Source organism: Stieleria bergensis (assembly GCA_007745635.1).
In the GTDB taxonomy this organism is placed as follows: Bacteria; Planctomycetota; Planctomycetia; order Pirellulales; family Pirellulaceae; genus Stieleria; species Stieleria bergensis.
The window spans coordinates 6,965,374-6,982,920 of record CP036272.1; the positions used below are offsets into that span (position 1 = coordinate 6,965,374).

Sequence of the window (17,547 nt, forward strand, 5' to 3'; positions counted from 1 at the left end):
CGATAGAGTGCCGTGCTTGCACGCACCAATCAAACCGTAGAATGCCTGCGAGAAAATTGGTGCGTGCAAAGCACGGCACCCTACACGGCGGGTACCAACGCTTGCTGAACGACGATGTAGAATGGTCCTCTTTGACCTGAGAACCTAAACCAAGATGACCTCAACCGCCGGGGTCATTCACAGAGGAAGACGCATGCTCACCCGGTTGCTATCACTTGTTGTTTTCTCAATGACTGCGCTACCACTGTGGGCAGCGGACAAGCCGAACGTCATCATGATTCTCTGTGACGACGTCGGATTCGAGTGTTTTAGTGCTTATGGCAGCCATGAATACGCGACTCCCCGGCTGGACGCCTTGGCGGCTGGCGGCGTTCGTTTTGAAAACTGCCACTCCACGCCGCTTTGCACTCCCAGCCGCGTGAATTTGATGACCGGCAAGTCCAACGTCTATAACTACAATGACTTTGGCGTTTATCCCAAAGGCGAGCCAACGTTTGCCAACCATTTCAAACAGCATGGCTATGCGACCGCTGTTGCAGGAAAGTGGCAGTTACTAACAAAGAAGGGCGGCATCACACCGCAGGACGCTGGTTTTGATAGCTATTGCCTGTGGAACTTCCCGGGCGGAGGGTCCAAGCGGTATTGGAATCCATCGTTGGTCCAGAACGGCAAATTATTGGATCTTCCAGCCGAAAGCTATGGCCCTGACATCACGACGAACTTCCTGATTGATTTCATCAAGAGGAATCAAGATGGACCGTTCCTGGCCTACTTTCCGATGATCTTGCCGCACAATCCATTCCCCGTCACTCCAGACAGCAAAGTTCCTAAGTCAACAGACAGTAAAAGCAATTTCATCGACATGGTGCAGTACATCGACAAAAACGTTGGTCGCTTGGAGGACACCTTAAAAGAGCTTGGACTCAGAGAGAACACGCTGATCATCTTCACCGGCGACAACGGCACCAACTCCGTCCTAACATCGGAACTCAATGGCCAGCAAATTCGCGGCGGGAAAGGCTACACTCACGACTACGGCACCCACGTCCCATTAATCGTCAACTGGCCGGGCAAAGCATCGGGCGGGCAAGTCGTCGATGATCTGGTTTGCTTCTCGGATCTATTCCCCACCATGGTCCAGGCTGCTGGCCTGCCGGCAAAAACAATCGAAGACGGCGATGGCTGGAGTTTCTGGCCGCAGTGCATTGGCCAACGCGGCAAACAGCGCGAAGCGATCTACTGCTACTATTTTCCCAGGCCATCAGCGAAGAAATACAACGACAAATACAGCCACTACGAAGTTCGCTTTGCCCGAGACAAACGCTACAAGCTTTACGACAATGGCCAGCTCTACGACACCGTGAATGACGTGCTTGAAAAGCAGCCGATTGGCAGCGATCCAGCCAATGCCACCATCCACTCCGTGCGTCAGAAACTGCAAGCGGTAATCGACTCCTATCCAGCAGCGGGACAGAACGCGAATCGAAGAAAACCCTAGAACCCTTCTGAAGGCAACTTGGGTCGCACCGAATCCTCTGCGTGGCCAGAGAGAAGCTGATCAAATGGAATCTTGATGAATGATTCCGTTCGATAACCGTTGTCTTCAAACAAGCATAAGAGGCTCTTTTGATCCGGTGACACCTGCAATGCCGAGTACGCAAAGTGTCCCGGAATGACTTTGACGATCTGCCAAGACTGGCCATGATTCCGTGAAACCGCAAACTGACCCGCTTTTCGGCCTGCTGCTGAGGGAAACGAAGCCCACAAGTCCCAGTTACCATCTGGTTTGACGGGGCCTTTGACAACCGCCCCCATGCAAGCGACCGATGGCAAAGTCGTGTCCTCTTGCAGAGCCGTCCATGTTTCCCCACCATCGCGACTGATGGCTTTCTTGCGAAAACGCTTGCCACCTTGGTTGCGACTGATCAAAACCAAGTCACCGTTGGCTGCCTGGACGACCTGACATTCGTTAGGAAAACCCAACTGGCTGGCGTCTTGCAGGAATTCAGTACGCTGCCAGGACTGGCCATTGTCATCACTGTAAGCGACCACAACTCGCCACTCACGCGATCGCTTACCGCCCTGTGTCACTGGATAGGTGCCCCACAGCCCCGTCACGATTCTTCCTTGATGCGGCCCCTTCGTCAACTGGATCATGGCGCCTGGGGTGTTGGCATTTAGCAAGGCGGGATGTTTGACCTGCCGGCTAATATCAACTGGCTGGGACCAGGTTAAACCGTCATCATCACTATGGCACAGGAATGTCAACACATTGGCTGTGGGATCATCGTAGCCAAGACTGGCCATTTTAATCCAACCGGCATCGCGGGCATGTCGCCCATAGGGAAACCGCGCGAACATCAACAGGATCCGGCCATTGTCTAACTGAACCGTAAGCGGATCGTTGATCGAGTTCTTGCCGTCTTCGTACGCAACGATCTCTTCGCTCCAAGTCTTGCCACCGTCAGTGCTTCGCTTAAGCACAATGTCATTCTGTGCGTGATCATGCAGCCCCAATCGGCGCTCGCTGAACGCCAGGATGCTTCCTTGCTTGGTGACCAGCAACGACGGAATGCGATAGCCAAACTGCTTGGCATCCTTAGCATGTCCCAGACGCGGAACACCATCAGGAATTTCACGCTGCTGAAAGAGGGTTTGTCGTTGCAGCGGCCATTCAACTTCAGAAGCCAGCGCGATCTCCAGGTGATCGATCAAGACACCTGTCTTTGGGGGACTAGTGACCAAAAATCGCAGTTGCTGGACTCCCTTGTCAACTGGCACAACGACGCGGGAGAGAAATCCACGACCAACACGTACCTTCTGATCACCGTTGAAGATTTCCTGCCAGCCGCTTGCATTCTTTGCCTCGATACGAAATGAAAAGGGCTTTCTCACCGTCCATCGCTAGGCCCAAAACGCAAGAACACTTTCTGCAGCCACCTTTTCAGCCAACTGCAATGTCGCCACCGTCTTGGTCCCGCCGGTCAGCTGCAAACATTGCTGACCGGTTTTGGCGTGCCGATCATCGATCAGTGCGCGACCGGCGTTAACATGCCAAGCACCAAGCTTCGTTTGCAGGTTACTGAAGTTGCCGGGCCGTGCCCGCTCAAATCCCAAGACACGATCCGACACATCGCCGCCGCCCCCTTGAGATCCCTCGGGTTCCCTTGAACGCTCTTTCCACTCGGCAGACGTCACCAACGACTGTAACTGCGTGGACAAACGCGATGCTAATTCAGGATTCTCGGCGGCGAGGTTCTCTGTCTCCACCAGACCGCCGGAATAGTCATAGAGTTCTGTCGCGCGCACTTGACCGGACGCTTTGTGCACCCACTTCGTCAAACGATGAGTTGGCGTGCGCAGCGAATATCCCATTAAGCCTCCGGCCCTGGGGTACTGACTGACCGCCGCTGATTTGATGACCTGTTCGGGATCACCGAGAACGGAAACCAAGCTGCTGCCTTCCAACTGTTCGTTCACTGGCAACCCAGCCAGTTCAGCCAAGGTCGGATACAGGTCCACAAGTTCCACCAGAGAATCACTGGCCTGTCCAGCGGCGTGCATGCCGGGAGCACGGATAATCAGTGGGACCCGAGTATCGAGTTCAAAGTTCGTTGTCTTTCCCCACAAGCCTTGCTCGCCAAGGTGATAACCATGATCCCCATAGAGCACGACGATCGTTCGCTCGCTTAACCCCGTCTGTTGCAGTTCCCTGAGCACACGCCCGATCTGCGCATCGATATAGCTGACACAGGCGTAGTAAGCTTGACGAACGCGGCGCTGATTCACATCAGGAATCGGGCCGGAACCAGGCTGGTCGGTGTAACGCCTTAGTTCACCGGAACGATGTCCCGCAAAGGGTGGCGCGTTGTCAGGCAAGTTGACATCAGCCGGCAGATCAACACCTTCGTACAGGTCGAAATACTTCTTGGGGGCAATGTAGGGCGAGTGCGGCTTGATGAAACCAACGGCTAGAAAGAACGGTTGATCTTGATCGCCTAGCTCGCTGAGTCGCTCAATTGCCGCATTGGCCACCTGGCCGTCATACAAGACATTATCCGCCACATCAGGCGATTCCGTCGCGGGCCCGAACACCAGTTTTGTCGTCCAGTCATCTGGCCCAGGATTCTGGGGACGGTAGATCTTTTCATAGATCGACTTCGCGGCCGCGATGCCTTGCTCTGTATAGTAGTAGCGCGGTCCAAAGCGGAGCGCGGGAACGGACCAGCTTTCGGGATCCCCCATGGTGTCCCATTTGGTGACACTGGCGCCGTCGGGAAAAACGCCGTGGTAGATCTTTCCAATGGCGGCGGCATGATAGCCATGCCGCTTGAAATGCTGCGGCAGTGTGACGATGTCAGGATGCTGAGTGCGAAAGTGCGAATGATTCCCAGTCACACCAATGGAATCGGGCCGCATCCCGGTCATCAAACTCGTGCGTGATGGATTGCACACAGCTTGCTGGCAGTACGCATGATTGAATCGACGTCCACTAGCGGCAAACGCATCAATGTTTGGGCTATGGATATGCGAGGCGCCGTAACAGCCAAGTTCGGGACGCAAATCGTCAACCGCGATGAACAGCACGTTCGGTCGCGACTGACGTTTGGAAATCAGTTGGGTCGCCTGACCCGACGAAGAATTAGCAAGAAAACAAAGCAGCCACAGCGTAGCGAGCGATCGGCACATCATGTTTCAACATCAATCGGCAGAGAACAGGTTTTCGTCATATCATGTTATAACACGAATGTCATTGCCAGAGAACGAAAACTTTGCCAGCCGATCCCACAAACTGCCAGAGCGATCAAGCGCGACGCCGGTTAGCCGAAAGACATTACCAAAACCTACAGTGCTAGAGGACGCCTTAAAGGCCCCTGCCAGTGGACTGCTGCGTCATCCAAGGACGACACAGCGTTCACGATTCCCGCAGCGAACACTTGTTGCGCCACGCAAGATCAAGCCGTCGGCGCTGGCAACAGTGCCTCAGTTTTCCAGCTGTTTTAGATCGAAACCTTTCTTCTCTAACAGCTGCTTGATGTCCTCGATTTTGCGAAAGCGTTCGATGGTCATTGGTCCTGTATAGACTTCGCTTTGAAGCTTTCGCGGCGGATCGATTTGATAGGTCTTCATCAGCTCGGCAACCGATTTATTGAACGTCACCAGCGTCCAAGTCTTTTCTGTCCAGCTGTTCATGAACACATCGTAGCGTTCTTGAGGATCCTGCCAGAGATCGTAAACCGCTGGCACGGTTGCAATGTACCTCTCTGGCCCACGCCAACCCAACTCTGGTGCCGGTGCTTCCGTTCCCGCCATGGCCCCGTTGTCGCCGCGCAAGTTAAACACGGCCTTCCATTTACCGGAGCGGACAGCGCCGGGAGACAACTCTGTTTCGGTGAAGTAATACCAAGTGTCCCGTTTCCAACCGTCCTGGCCCATCAACAACGGTGTCATATCATAGCTATCAAACACGATCGGCTTCCCTTCACGATCCAGCTTGGGCACATCGACGCCAGCGAGCGAGGCAAAGGTTGCCAAGAGATCCAAACCGCCAACAATCTCATGTGACTCACGGCCAGCCTCGATTGTCCCGGGCCACCAAGCTAGCGCCGGCACGCGGCTACCGCCTTCTCGACAATTCCCTTTTGTCCCGCGAAACGGCGTGTAACCCGAGTCTGGATGAACATCTTGCCAGGCACCGTTATCGACCGTGTAGATCACCAAAGTCTTTTCCTTGATCCCCAATGCCTCGATCTTTTTCAGCACTTCGCCAACGTGATGATCGAGCTCAACAACAGAATCTGCGTATGGACTCTTCGCTGGAGACGCTCCCTTGAACGCCTTGGCAGGCAGGTTGGGCTGGTGGTTTTTGCCGAAGTTGATGCTCATCAGAAACGGCTTGTCTTGCTTTGCGAGTTTCTCCATGTGCTCCAAGGAAACCTTCGTTGTCAGCATATCGATTTCGGCGATGTTTCGATCGTCGATCTTGGCGACTTCTCGCACTTTGCCACCGGCTTCGCCTTCCAGAAGACCCGTGGTGACCTTTTCGAAGAAGGCTCGCAGTTCGGGATCCATGTCAGGGTTGAACGATTCAAGCGGATAGGTGTAGGCGTTGAGGTGATACAAGAACGTGTTCCGCATCACATCAAACCCGTGGTTGATGGGCATCGCATAGTCGGCTTCGCCCAAATGCCACTTTCCTGAATAGAACGTGTTGTAACCGGCTTGCTTCAACACCGAGGCATAGGTCCATTCCGCAGCTGGCAAGCCACCGCCTTGTCCCTGAAAGGCCACGGTTGTCATGCCACTTCGGTTGGGGATTCGGCCAGTGAGCATCGCCGCCCGGCCGGGCGTACAACTAGGCTGACCATAGAAGGACCAGAACTTCATGCCTTCACGAGCCATCCGATCAAAGTTAGGCGTGGGCATCCCTCGGCCGACCCCGCCACCATAGCAACCGAAGTCTCCGTATCCTGTGTCGTCAGAAATCAAGACAACGATGTTCGGCTTTTCAGCCAAACTCAGGGAGGCCAGCGGCACTAAAACAACGGCGGTAATCCCTAAGAGGCGAAGGAGAACCATAGCTAAAATCCTGTGAGTCAATGGATATAAACTGTACTTGCTGCAACTCAACACGTTGAAGCAAAAAACTGTACGCCATTGGATTGCGCCGCCTGGTTGATTCCCAGGGCGGGCATGAGGTTGAGCCGCCATCGGGCAAGAGACCCGGCACTGTTTCCGGCCAAGCAATGCTTGGCCCCACGGGGAATGACGAAGAAAACACAAGAAACACTCATTGACATCTCGTGAGATAGCGATATATTGATAACAGAGAGTTTACAAATGGCAAAGAAAACCACCAAGACACAGACGGCAGCGACATCCAAGCCAGCCGGCAGCCCCGAAGCATTCGCAGAAGCGGCGGAATGCCTCAAGACGCTGGCTCATCCGGTACGGCTGCGGATCGTGCAATTACTGCTACATGGCCGATACACCGTGGGCGAGATTGCTGAAGACTGCGGGATCCCAGACAACGTGGCATCAGAGCATCTACGCCTGATGCAGCGCTGCGGATTCTTCACCAGTGCTCGAGATGGCCGGCGAGTGTACTACCAGATCGCTGAGGCACACTTAGCGAACCTCATGAACTGTATTGAGAGCCGATTCCTGGACTCGGCAAAACCGTAACCCTTTTTTTGGACAAACACCTCGTCGGCTCACGACATGTCGACTATTAGAATCGAAGGAGATTCCCATGAGTTCCTTTCTTACCATTTCCGTCCAGCAGCTTGCCGAACGCAACCAGACTGGCAAGACGGAGGTCATCGATGTCCGAACACCCGTTGAGTTTCGCGAGATCCACGCGTCCATGGCGCGCAATGTTCCGCTTGATTCGCTCGACGCGAAAAACGTCATGGCGCAACGAAACGGCAGTGCTCACGAACCTCTGTATGTGATTTGCCGAAGCGGCAGTCGATCCACCAAAGCGTGCCAAAAGTTTATTGACGCTGGCTTTGAGAATATCGTCAACGTTGACGGAGGAACCACCGCCTGGGAACAAGCAGGCCTGCCCGTCGAGCGTGGCAAGAAAGCGATTTCGCTGGAGCGACAGGTTCGAATCTGCGCAGGCCTGATCACGCTCAGCGGCTCCGTTGCTGCAATCATCACGGGCAACGTTTACCTGGCAGCGATTCCTGCCTTCATTGGTGCCGGGCTGACCTTCGCTGGGATCACCGACACCTGTGGCATGGGAATGATGCTCGCCAAGATGCCCTGGAACCAATGCCGAGATGAATCATGTTCAGCCTAGCAATCATCTTCGGAGCCATTATCGGTTTTGCGTTGGGACTAACCGGTGGCGGCGGCGGTGTTTTCGCTGTGCCATTGCTAGTTTATGGCATGTCCTTTGCACCTCGTGAGGCGGTAGGTGTCTCACTTGCTGCAGTGGGCGGGACGGCACTGCTGGGCGTGGCTCCAAGATTGATTCGTGGTGAAGTGGAATTGAGAACAGGCGTTCTGTTCGCGGTCGCTGGCATGCTGGGTGCTCCGCTGGGAACCTCAATTTCTGGCATGATTTCCGAAACGTTGCTGTTGATGCTCTTTGGTTTATTGATGTTCGTCGTTGCTTGGCGGATGTGGGCGAAAACGCGCAACGCTACGGGAGACAAGCAGGGTGCAGGCAACACGGATCTGGGCGTTAAAGGGACTAGCAAAGAGTCCAGTGATTCAGAAAACACATTGCCGCAGTGCAAACAACCGACCTGCCAGCGGGATGAAGCCGGTGAGTTAAAGCTGACCTCCAAATGTGCCGTCATGCTGGCCGCCGTTGGCTTCTTGACCGGAGTGTTATCAGGCATGTTCGGCGTCGGCGGCGGATTTGTGATTGTTCCGGCTCTGGTACTTTTCAGCGGAATGAAGATTCATCAAGCCATCGCCACTTCACTGTTGGTGATTGTACTGGTCAGCATAAGCGGGGTGACATCATACGTCGCGGCAGGCCACTCGTTGCCATGGAAGATCGCGGCGTTGTTTCTGCTGGGAGGTTTCTTTGGAATTTGGGTGGGCGGTCGCTTATCGACTCATTTCAAGGGTCCAACGCTTCAGAAAGTGTTCGCGGGCGGAGTTGTCTTTACGGCTGCGTTTGTGTTCTCCAAAACCATTCTTTCCACTTCATTAAATCTAACAAACGGGGACTGAACCAATGTTCTTAAAATACTTCTACGATCAGAAACTTGCACACGCCTCCTACATGGTCGGCTGCCAACGGGCAAAAGCGGCCCTGATTGTTGACCCGGGCCGCGACATCGCTCCCTATCTGGAAGCCGCGGCCAGCGAAGGCTTTGAAATCACTGCGGTTGCTGAGACTCACATCCATGCCGACTATGTCTCTGGTGCTAGAGAACTTGCTGACCGAGTCGGAGCCAAACTGCACGTCTCCGATGAGGGACCGACGGAATGGAAGTCTCTTTACTTGGACCAATACGACCACCAGAAGCTGCACGATGGTGATCAGTTTATGGTTGGTGGCATCAAGCTAGAAGTGATGCACACCCCCGGCCACACTCCGGAAAGCATTTCGTTTTTATTGACAGACCAAGGTGGTGGAGCCGAGCACCCAATGGGCATCTTCACGGGTGACTTTGTGTTTGTTGGTTCCATAGGTCGCCCGGACTTACTAGAGGAAGCTGCAGGCATTGACAACACAGCTGAACCTGGCGCCCGTGATTTGTATCAATCGATCCAACGCTTCCGCCAGCTTCCAGATCATCTGCAGGTTTGGCCCGCCCATGGAGCTGGCAGTGCATGCGGCAAAGGACTGGGTGCGATTCCATCGTCGACCGTTGGTTATGAAAAACGGGTCAACCCAGCACTGCAGTACACCAACGAAACTGATTTTGTGAATTACATTTTGACTGATCAACCCGAGGCCCCGAAGTACTTTGGGCTAATGAAGCAAATCAACAAAGAAGGGCCGGCCATTCTTGGCAAGCAAGGCAACACACCTACGCTACCGGTGACAGAGATCGATGACGCGGTCGCCAACGGCACGGTGATTGACCTGACGGGCTCCGCCCAATTCGGAAAACAACATGTCGGGGGAACACTCAACATTCCCAGCAAGATGCTCGCGGCCTGGGCGGGTTGGCTAGTGGACTATTCCCGACCGGTCTACCTGATCTCGGACGGACTCGATGATGCTCAAGAAGCGACGCGTGTCCTTCAGAAAATTGGCATCGACCGAGTTGCCGGCTTCATCGATCGCTCGGCATTGATCAGCGCTGGCAGGGCGACGCAATCTTATCCAAATGCGAGTCCGCAAGAACTTGCCAAGGACATTGAGAATCAGCAAGCGCTCCTCATTGACGTGCGAAACATCACCGAATGGAACCAAGGTCACATCCCCCAGGCCCAACATCGGTTTCTTGGTAAACTCCCTGACACAATGAATCAGTTGCCCAACGATCAACGAATTCTCATTCAGTGCCAGAGCGGTGCACGATCTGCAATTGCTGCCAGCCTGCTACAAGCGGCCGGACTGCTGGTCACCAACATGACAGGAGGTTACTCAGCCTGGACGCGGCAGGGTTTGCCAGTCGTCACCAGCAGCGAACCTGTTTGCAGCACAGCATGCAACCTATGATCACGTCAACCGCCACTCCTTGTTGTGCCCCATCGTCAATCCCCACCATCATCCCCCGGTTCTCCGATGAAAACCTTCCTATCTCTCCTCAGCCTGTTGCTGCTAACGCCGGCTGCCTTCGCTCAGACCCTGCAACACAGTCCGCTCACGTACAGCTATCCAAAAATTGATGAGCTTGGCAAAGTCGTGCGACTGCCAGCAGCGCAGCAACAACCAAGACCGCGTAGCAAAATCGTCGTGGACTTAATCAAGGGCGGTGACCCGTCGAAGCTGAATCCAGGAATTGAGAAAGTGGCACGTTTTGTCAACATCTACGCTGGCGCTGGCGCCAGACCGGCGGAGGTTGACATCGCCGTCGTGCTGCATGGAGACGCGACCCTTATCTGCTTGAAGCCTGACGTCTATACCGAGCGATTCAAGTGCGACGAGAACCCGAACGCGGAGTGCATCAAGAAGCTACGCCGGGCGGGAGTCGAGCTCTTTGTCTGCGGCCAGTCACTTGTGGGGAAAGGCCAACATCCAGACGAGGTCGAAGCAAACGTAAAGGTTGCGGTATCGGCCTTGACGTCCCTGGTGAACTTGCAAGCTAATGGTCACGCCTATGTTCTTCTAGGCAAGTAGACCATCAAATTGCGAGACTCGATGACTGTTCCATCAGACCGTCCCCATGAGCCTCGATGACTTACCCGGCGGTGGCTGTGAAGTCTGGCGAGCTACAGAGGCGGGTGACTTCACCGCGGCGAACACACACGCGACTTCTCTACCAACACGCTCCATCCTGGACGGCATCGATTGCTGCCGATTGGTGTAAGTCCAAACCTTGTGACGGATAGCCATGGATGGGGCGTCCACCACACCTCTGCTAATTACAGGGCTAACTCAAGATCTCATTGACGACTTCGCCGTAGACATCGGTCAACCGAAAATCTCGGCCGGCATAACGATAGGTGAGTCGCTCGTGATCTATGCCTAAGAGATGCAAGATCGTGGCGTGCAGGTCATGCATGTGAACTTTATTTTCTACCGCATAATAGCCAAAGTCGTCCGTGGCTCCGTGACTGTAACCCGGCTTGACGCCGGCACCGCTGAGCCACACGGTGAAACCCGCCGGATTGTGATCACGACCGTTCTTACCCTGAACCACCGGTGTGCGACCGAATTCGGTCCCCCAAACGACGAGGGTGTCGTCCATCAACCCACGTTGCTTCAAATCGGCAAGCAAGGCCGCAATGGGCTGATCAACGGAGAGTGCATTTTTGGTATGTCCAGCCACCAGATTGCTATGCTGATCCCAAACATAACGCGTACTGACTTGGACAAATCGGACACCGGCTTCGCTAAAGCGGCGAGCCAACAAACAGCGATGAGCAAACTCTGCGGTTTCCTTCTGATCGACCCCGTACTGCTCTCGCGTCGCTTTGGACTCACCTGAGATGTCAATCAGTTCCGGAGCAACTCCCTGCATGCGAAAAGCCATTTCATAGCTTTGAATCACACCATCAACTTGAGCGTCCTTGGTTTGGGAATAGTGTCTTTGATTCATCTGTTGCAACAGCGCCAGTTGCCGCTGCTGATCGGACTTGTCAACACCATGGTTTTGCAAGTATTCGATCGTTGCATCGTCGGCCTTGCTTGCCGAATGCCCAAGCGTGGTAGCTTGATGCTGTGCCGGCAAGAAAGCCGATCCAAAATTTCTGGTTCCACCATGACCTGCTGGTGGCGTGATGCTCACAAAGGCCGGCAAGTTTTCGTTTTCCGTGCCCAGACCATAGCTAACCCAAGCGCCCACTGAAGGCCGCAACAAATTGTCATTGCCGGTATGAATCATGGCCACCGCTTGGCCGTGCGAAGTGCCGCGGGTATGCATTGACTTGATGAAACACAGATCGTCAGCGTGCTTAGCCAAGTGCGGCCATAACTCGCTGATCCAAGCACCGCTTTCGCCGTGCTGCTTAAACTTCCAGGTGGTATCCAAAACTTTCCCGTTGCCAGCTCGATGCTTCAAAGCGACATCCAAGTTATCAAGCCCCTTAAACGGCAGATCCTGACCGTCGAATTCGCTCAGTTTTGGCTTGGGGTCAAAGGAATCAACTTGAGAGACACCGCCATGCATGAACAGAAAGATCACACGTTTGGCCTTGGCTGGATGGTGCACGCTGTCAGCATTCCCGGCGGCGGCAGCAATTTGCTGTGCAAAGGCTTGGAAGGCGACGGCGCCGAATCCGCAACCTGAAGCCGTCAGCATCTGGCGGCGGCTAAGGTTATCTGAAAATCGGTGACACTGTTTCATGGCGAGGTTCCCTGTCATCATTCGACCAATCGGAATTCTGCGGAACTGAACATCACTTGGATCAATGAGGCGACTGCCTGCGTGCGAGTCTTGCCGTCGGCGGTTAACTCAGCGACGTACGCTCGCCCCATCGCCAACTCTTGCTGGTCAGCCTGGCGACTGAGAATGCGCAAAAATAGCTGAGCGATGATCTGGTCGACGGAAAGCGATGGATCGCTGAACTGCTCACTGGTGGATTTCGCCATCTCGATCGCAAAGCTCGAATTCATCATAAACAACGCTTGCGCCGGAACAGTGGTCACCGAGCGTACTCCAGCAACCAAGTCCGGATTGGGCAAGTCGAACACAGCCAATGAAGGTGGCACAGCACCGCGAACGATGGGCAGATAGATGCTGCGCTGGCGCAGTTCGTCGGTCTGAGCCAGCGAAGCATGCCGCTGCCCGCTTGTCTGGATCGCATAGGTCCCTAGATGAGCCACCACAGACTCGCGCGGCTTGGCATCAAGTTGCCCCGCGATGACCAGCATCGAATCACGAATGGATTCAGCGACCAGCGGTCGACGGTTCTGATGCTTGAAACGCTGATTATCGGGATCTTCGCTGACGGCAACACGCGCTGCCTGCTGGTAGGTTTTGGACGTGACAATCTTGCGAATCAGTGATTTCGTCGACCAATGTTCACTCACATACTCTTGGGCGAGATAGTCCAACAATTCGGGATGCGAAGGCAGTGCACCGCGTGCTCCGAAGTTATCACTGGTTGCGACGATGCCACGACCGAATAATTGCTGCCAGACGCGATTGGCCATCACGCGGGCAGTCAGCGGATGATCGGCTCGGGTCAACCAGGCCGCAAGTTCAACACGTCCGGATTGCCCGGCTGGAATCGCGGGCGGCTTTGCTCCTGGCTGACTGGCAACTTGCAAAAAGCCTCGCGGGACGCGGGGACCAAGATTCTTGGTTTCGCCTCGGATGCGAATATTTAAGTCACCTAGCCGATCGCCTTTAGCGTCCATTGCCGCCATCGCTTGGGGCACTTTGGGCTGACTGGATTGCAACTTGGTTAACTGCCGACGAAGCTCCTTGAGCTGCAACCCGGGAGATTCGCCCTCCGATTTGTCCGCCGCCTTCAGTTCATCGACGGAAACAAGCTGAACGGCGTCCGCCAGTAAAAATCCGCCAGCGTTCTCATCAGTCAAGAAAACTTCAGCGACAACGTTTCCGGTGCTCTGTTGCTGGTCAAAACGAAACTGGCCCAAACGAAACCAAAGACCATCAATGTCCGGCGTCACCGTTTGATCGATCACCAATTTGGTTTCGCCGTCTGCGTGCCGAATCGTATAGGCAGCCGTCTTGGCCAACGATCCGCCGCCGCAAAAGCTGACCCGCAAGTCGTACTTCCCGGGCTTTGGCAAACTTGCCTTCCACGTAATGGTGTGTGGCCCATCACCACCATTGTTCGCCAAGTAGTGTTGACCGACATGATTGGTTCGATAAGTTGACTTCCGCCAAGGCCCTGTTTTCTCCGCTGCGGTGTCATCGACCACGATACCTTGCGGCGAGGCTTGCTGAACAGCTTCCAGCTTTTTGATCTGCTGTATCACTCGATCGACATCGGATCGATGCTTCTTCATCGCTGCCTTGGATGCGTCATCGACAGCCAAATCCGTGTTTGTCCAACCAGTGACGTTCACGTTGTTCATTAGCACGCGATCGGCTGTCCGTGTGCTGTGCAAGATGCCAGCCATCGCATAGTAATCGGCGGCAGAGATTGGATCGAATTTGTGATCATGGCAGCGTGCACAGCCCAAGGTCAGCCCCATCGCTGCGCGACCAATCGTGTCCAGTTGCTCATCAGCGATGTCCAAATGCATCTTGGGCTTATCACGCTCAGTCAACATTTTGGCCGAGACCATCAAAAATCCCGTCGCGATCAATTGGCGATTACGTTGTTCAGCGGAATCAAAAGGCAATAGGTCACCAGCAATTTGCTCTCGCAAAAACTGGTCGTATGGCATGTCTTGATTGAACGCATCGATCACATAGTTGCGATACCGCCAGGATTCAAAAAACGTCAGGTTAAAGTCACCCCCATTCGAATCCGCATAGCGAGCAACGTCCAGCCAGTGCCTGGCCCATTTTTCACCAAACTCTCTGCGTGCCAACAGCCGATCAGCAACGGTCTCAACAGCCACTTGAGGTGACTGCTGATGGTAGAGACTGAGAAAGGACTCTCTTTCCTGGAGTGAGGGTGGCAAGCCAATCAAATCCAGATACAGACGCCGCACCAACTTATCCGGTTCAGCGACCGAAGTCTCTGGTTGAATGAAACGATCAATGGACTGATCATCGGAAAACGTACGGAGCGGCTGGAACGACCAAAACTGGCGTCCTTTTTCAATATCGACTTTGGTTTCCCTGGGAAGCTCCGCTGCCGTGGTGCGAGGATCAACGGCGCCGTGTTCTATCCATTGCTGAAAGTCTGCGATCGTTTGTTCAGGCAGCTTTCCTTTGGGCGGCATCTCGAAGGATTCATACTTCAGCGCGTCAAGCAATAAACTGTCGCCAGACTTGCCCGGAACAATGGCCGCTCCGGAGTCACCGCCCACTTGCCAACCTGATCGCGAGTCCAGGACCAATCCGCCTTTAGACTTCCCCAACTCGCTGGAGTGACAGGGGTAGCAATGTTTGACAAGAACAGGACGAATCTTGGCTTCAAAGAAATCCACCTTCGCTGTTTGCTCTTGAGCAGTGACTTGCCTCACAGCACACAAGCTGAACGAACCGATGACAAGCAAGACGATCTGATAAACAAACGTTGTCTTCACGGGACGGTGAACAGGGATGATCGGGAGGGAGGGAAGGAGGAGGGAAGATCGACCGTCGCACAAGCCGACCGACCTACAATCATAACCGAGACTGTCGGCAGCATTGTCGATTCTGCGGCTGATTGGTTGATTTGCCCATAAAATGGCCGCCCAATCGTGAAAATCGGTCTCCTTTCCTGACGGCAAGGGACGACTTGATTGGTTACGTCACGATCGCCAGGAGGCGCTGGCTCGGGAAGGGGCTGGCTCTACAGAAGCACCGTCGATGACTATGATGGACGGCATCAAATGATTCCCGGGAAATGACAAATCCCTGCACCCTGCCTTGAGAGCGATTCATGTTGCGTTTTTGTCTGTTGTTGATGGCCTGCGCTTCCGTGCCATGGACGGTGGCAGCCCAGCGGCCGCCCAACGTCGTCTTCATACTGGCCGATGATCTGGGTTGGAGCGATACAACTTTGTATGGAACGACATCATTGTATCGAACGCCCCATATTAAACGGCTCGCCAAACGCGGCATGACCTTCACGCGAGCCTATTCGTCCAGTCCGCTTTGTTCGCCGACCCGCGCCAGCATCTTAACGGGACTGAGCCCAGCGAGGCATGGAATCACCACTCCGCGCTGTCATCTGCCTCAAGTCATCTTAGCAGCGACGGCCACCAAAACAGCAGCGCCACAGAACAAGTCCACGATTCCTGATTCAGTGTCCAGGCTGAAGACGGATTACTACACATTGGGTGAAGCGTTTCACGATGCAGGGTACGCGACAGGCCATTTTGGTAAATGGCACCTGGGCCCCGAACCCTATTCACCGTTGCAACATGGTTTTGACATTGATGTGCCACACTGGCATGGCCCCGGACCGGCAGGTAGCTATGTAGCGCCTTGGAAATTCAAAGACTTTGACCACGACCCAGACGTACCAGACCAGCATCTTGAAGATCGGATGGCAACCGAGGCCGTGGCGTTCTTGGAACAACACCAGGACAAACCGTTCTTTTTGAACTACTGGATGTTCAGTGTTCACGCACCATTTGATGCCAAGCAGGCACTGATCGAAAAGTATCGCTCGCAGGTTGACCCCGATAACCCACAGCGCTGCCCAACCTATGCGGCGATGATCGAAAGCATGGATGACGCAGTGGGCACCTTGATCGACACCCTTGATCGCCTGAAGCTAAGCGACAACACCATCATCGTGTTTGCGTCCGACAATGGCGGCAACATGTACAACCGTGTCGAGGGTGAAACACCGACGAGCAACGCGCCACTGCGTGGTGGGAAAGCCACGATGTACGAAGGCGGTGTCCGTGGACCATGCTGCGTCATCTGGCCGGGTCAAGTCAAATCGGATAGCCGAAGTGACGAAATCATTCAGAGCAGCGACTTCTATCCAACACTGGTTGAGATCAGCAAACTAACGTTACCGCAGCAGATCCCATTCGATGGCGTGAGCATCGTGCCTGCATTGCAGGGCGGCCGACTTGAGCGTGATGCGATCTTCACTTACTTCCCACACAATCCCGCGGTTCCAGACTGGCTACCACCATCTGTCAGTGTTCATCGTGGCGACTGGAAACTGATTCGAATCTTTCACGGAGGCAAAACCGACCAGCATCGCTGGAAGCTGTTCAACCTAAAAAGCGACATTGGCGAAACGCAGAATCTGGCGGCAAAACATCCCGCTTTGGTTCAAGAGCTAGACGCGTTGATCGAATCGCACCTTGTCCAGACTCAAGCCGTGCGTCCACTGGCAAATCCAAACTTCGACCCCACAAAGCATCACCCCGAACGAGAAGGAATCGCGTTCAACCGCCAAGCGAAACCTGCCAAGCAAACAGCCCAGCGAACCGCCGGATGGCTGCCCAGCAAGGACTGTTCGCTCGCCAAAAAGAGCGGCCAGCTTGTGGTTACCTCGACAGGCAACGACCCTTACCTAAGCTTCAACTTCCCCAAGCCATTGGAGACAGGTTCATTCAAACTCAATCTGACGCTGACTTCCAATGCTCGTGGAGATGCTCAATTGTTCTGGGGCGAACGTGGCGCTGACCGACCGTTCTTTCGCGAGCGTAGCAAAACGTTTCCCATCAAGAACGATGGAAAACCACATCAGTACACGATTCTGATGGAAACCCAGGCCGACCTGACCGCGATCCGATTGGATCCTAGTCGTGGTCCTGGCACCATCCGAATCGAGTCCATTGAACTTAAAGACCAAACCGATGAACTGATTTATCGGTGGCCCCTGAAGTGAGCTTCCCACCAGCGAGCGCCAACGCAGTCAAGCATT

13 protein-coding genes are annotated in these 17,547 nt (G+C 54.4%); 8 read left to right on the forward strand and 5 right to left on the reverse strand.

What is annotated here, in order from left to right:
- Window positions 1-229: 229 nt before the first annotated feature.
- Window positions 230-1,498 (forward strand): sulfatase family protein, encoded by a 1,269-nt coding sequence (locus SV7mr_RS24510; protein ID WP_419187887.1) that lies wholly within the window; start codon window positions 230-232, stop codon window positions 1,496-1,498.
- Here the strand turns inward: SV7mr_RS24510 and SV7mr_RS24515 are convergent.
- From SV7mr_RS24515 to SV7mr_RS24525, 3 genes are all read right to left on the reverse strand, one after another.
- Window positions 1,495-2,895 (reverse strand): sialidase family protein, encoded by a 1,401-nt coding sequence (locus SV7mr_RS24515; protein ID WP_145277646.1) that lies wholly within the window; start codon window positions 2,893-2,895, stop codon window positions 1,495-1,497. The genes SV7mr_RS24510 and SV7mr_RS24515 overlap by 4 nt on opposite strands.
- A 9-nt stretch (window positions 2,896-2,904) precedes the next feature.
- Window positions 2,905-4,692 (reverse strand): sulfatase, encoded by a 1,788-nt coding sequence (locus SV7mr_RS24520; RefSeq protein WP_419187888.1) that lies wholly within the window; start codon window positions 4,690-4,692, stop codon window positions 2,905-2,907.
- A 291-nt stretch (window positions 4,693-4,983) separates the two neighbouring features.
- Complete coding sequence (locus SV7mr_RS24525) at window positions 4,984-6,579, reverse strand: arylsulfatase (RefSeq protein ID WP_145277649.1); 1,596 nt, start codon at window positions 6,577-6,579, stop codon at window positions 4,984-4,986.
- A 261-nt stretch (window positions 6,580-6,840) separates the two neighbouring features.
- Here SV7mr_RS24525 and SV7mr_RS24530 point away from each other — a divergent pair, with 261 nt between their 5' ends.
- From SV7mr_RS24530 to SV7mr_RS25865, 6 genes are all read left to right on the forward strand, one after another.
- Complete coding sequence (locus SV7mr_RS24530) at window positions 6,841-7,185, forward strand: ArsR/SmtB family transcription factor (RefSeq protein ID WP_145277651.1); 345 nt, start codon at window positions 6,841-6,843, stop codon at window positions 7,183-7,185.
- Between the two features lie 67 nt (window positions 7,186-7,252).
- Window positions 7,253-7,807 carry a rhodanese-like domain-containing protein gene (locus SV7mr_RS24535; RefSeq protein ID WP_145277653.1) on the forward strand — a complete coding sequence of 185 codons (555 nt, stop codon included), beginning with the start codon at window positions 7,253-7,255 and terminating at the stop codon, window positions 7,805-7,807.
- The gene (locus SV7mr_RS24540) at window positions 7,795-8,694 is read left to right on the forward strand and encodes a sulfite exporter TauE/SafE family protein (protein WP_145277656.1); all 900 of its coding nucleotides are present in this window, start codon (window positions 7,795-7,797) and stop codon (window positions 8,692-8,694) included. The genes SV7mr_RS24535 and SV7mr_RS24540 overlap by 13 nt, the downstream gene beginning before the upstream one ends.
- A 4-nt stretch (window positions 8,695-8,698) precedes the next feature.
- Entirely contained in the window at window positions 8,699-10,138 is a 1,440-nt protein-coding gene (locus SV7mr_RS24545) for an MBL fold metallo-hydrolase (RefSeq protein ID WP_145277659.1), read from the forward strand.
- A 66-nt stretch (window positions 10,139-10,204) separates the two neighbouring features.
- Window positions 10,205-10,759 (forward strand): DsrE family protein, encoded by a 555-nt coding sequence (locus SV7mr_RS24550; RefSeq protein ID WP_145277661.1) that lies wholly within the window; start codon window positions 10,205-10,207, stop codon window positions 10,757-10,759.
- Window positions 10,760-10,805: 46 nt separating this feature from the next.
- Window positions 10,806-10,949, forward strand: coding sequence for a hypothetical protein (locus tag SV7mr_RS25865; protein ID WP_419187889.1), 144 nt, complete (start codon window positions 10,806-10,808; stop codon window positions 10,947-10,949).
- A gap of 63 nt (window positions 10,950-11,012) precedes the next feature.
- Here the strand turns inward: SV7mr_RS25865 and SV7mr_RS24555 are convergent, their stop codons facing one another.
- Both SV7mr_RS24555 and SV7mr_RS24560 read right to left on the reverse strand, forming a co-directional pair.
- Window positions 11,013-12,428 (reverse strand): DUF1501 domain-containing protein, encoded by a 1,416-nt coding sequence (locus SV7mr_RS24555; RefSeq protein ID WP_145277663.1) that lies wholly within the window; start codon window positions 12,426-12,428, stop codon window positions 11,013-11,015.
- A gap of 17 nt (window positions 12,429-12,445) precedes the next feature.
- On the reverse strand, window positions 12,446-15,256 hold the full coding sequence (locus tag SV7mr_RS24560; protein ID WP_419187890.1) for a DUF1553 domain-containing protein: 2,811 nt from the start codon (window positions 15,254-15,256) through the stop codon (window positions 12,446-12,448).
- A 338-nt stretch (window positions 15,257-15,594) separates the two neighbouring features.
- On the opposite strand from SV7mr_RS24560, the gene SV7mr_RS24565 reads away from it, so the two are divergent.
- Window positions 15,595-17,511 (forward strand): sulfatase, encoded by a 1,917-nt coding sequence (locus SV7mr_RS24565; RefSeq protein ID WP_145277666.1) that lies wholly within the window; start codon window positions 15,595-15,597, stop codon window positions 17,509-17,511.
- The last annotated feature ends 36 nt before the right edge of the window (window positions 17,512-17,547 follow it).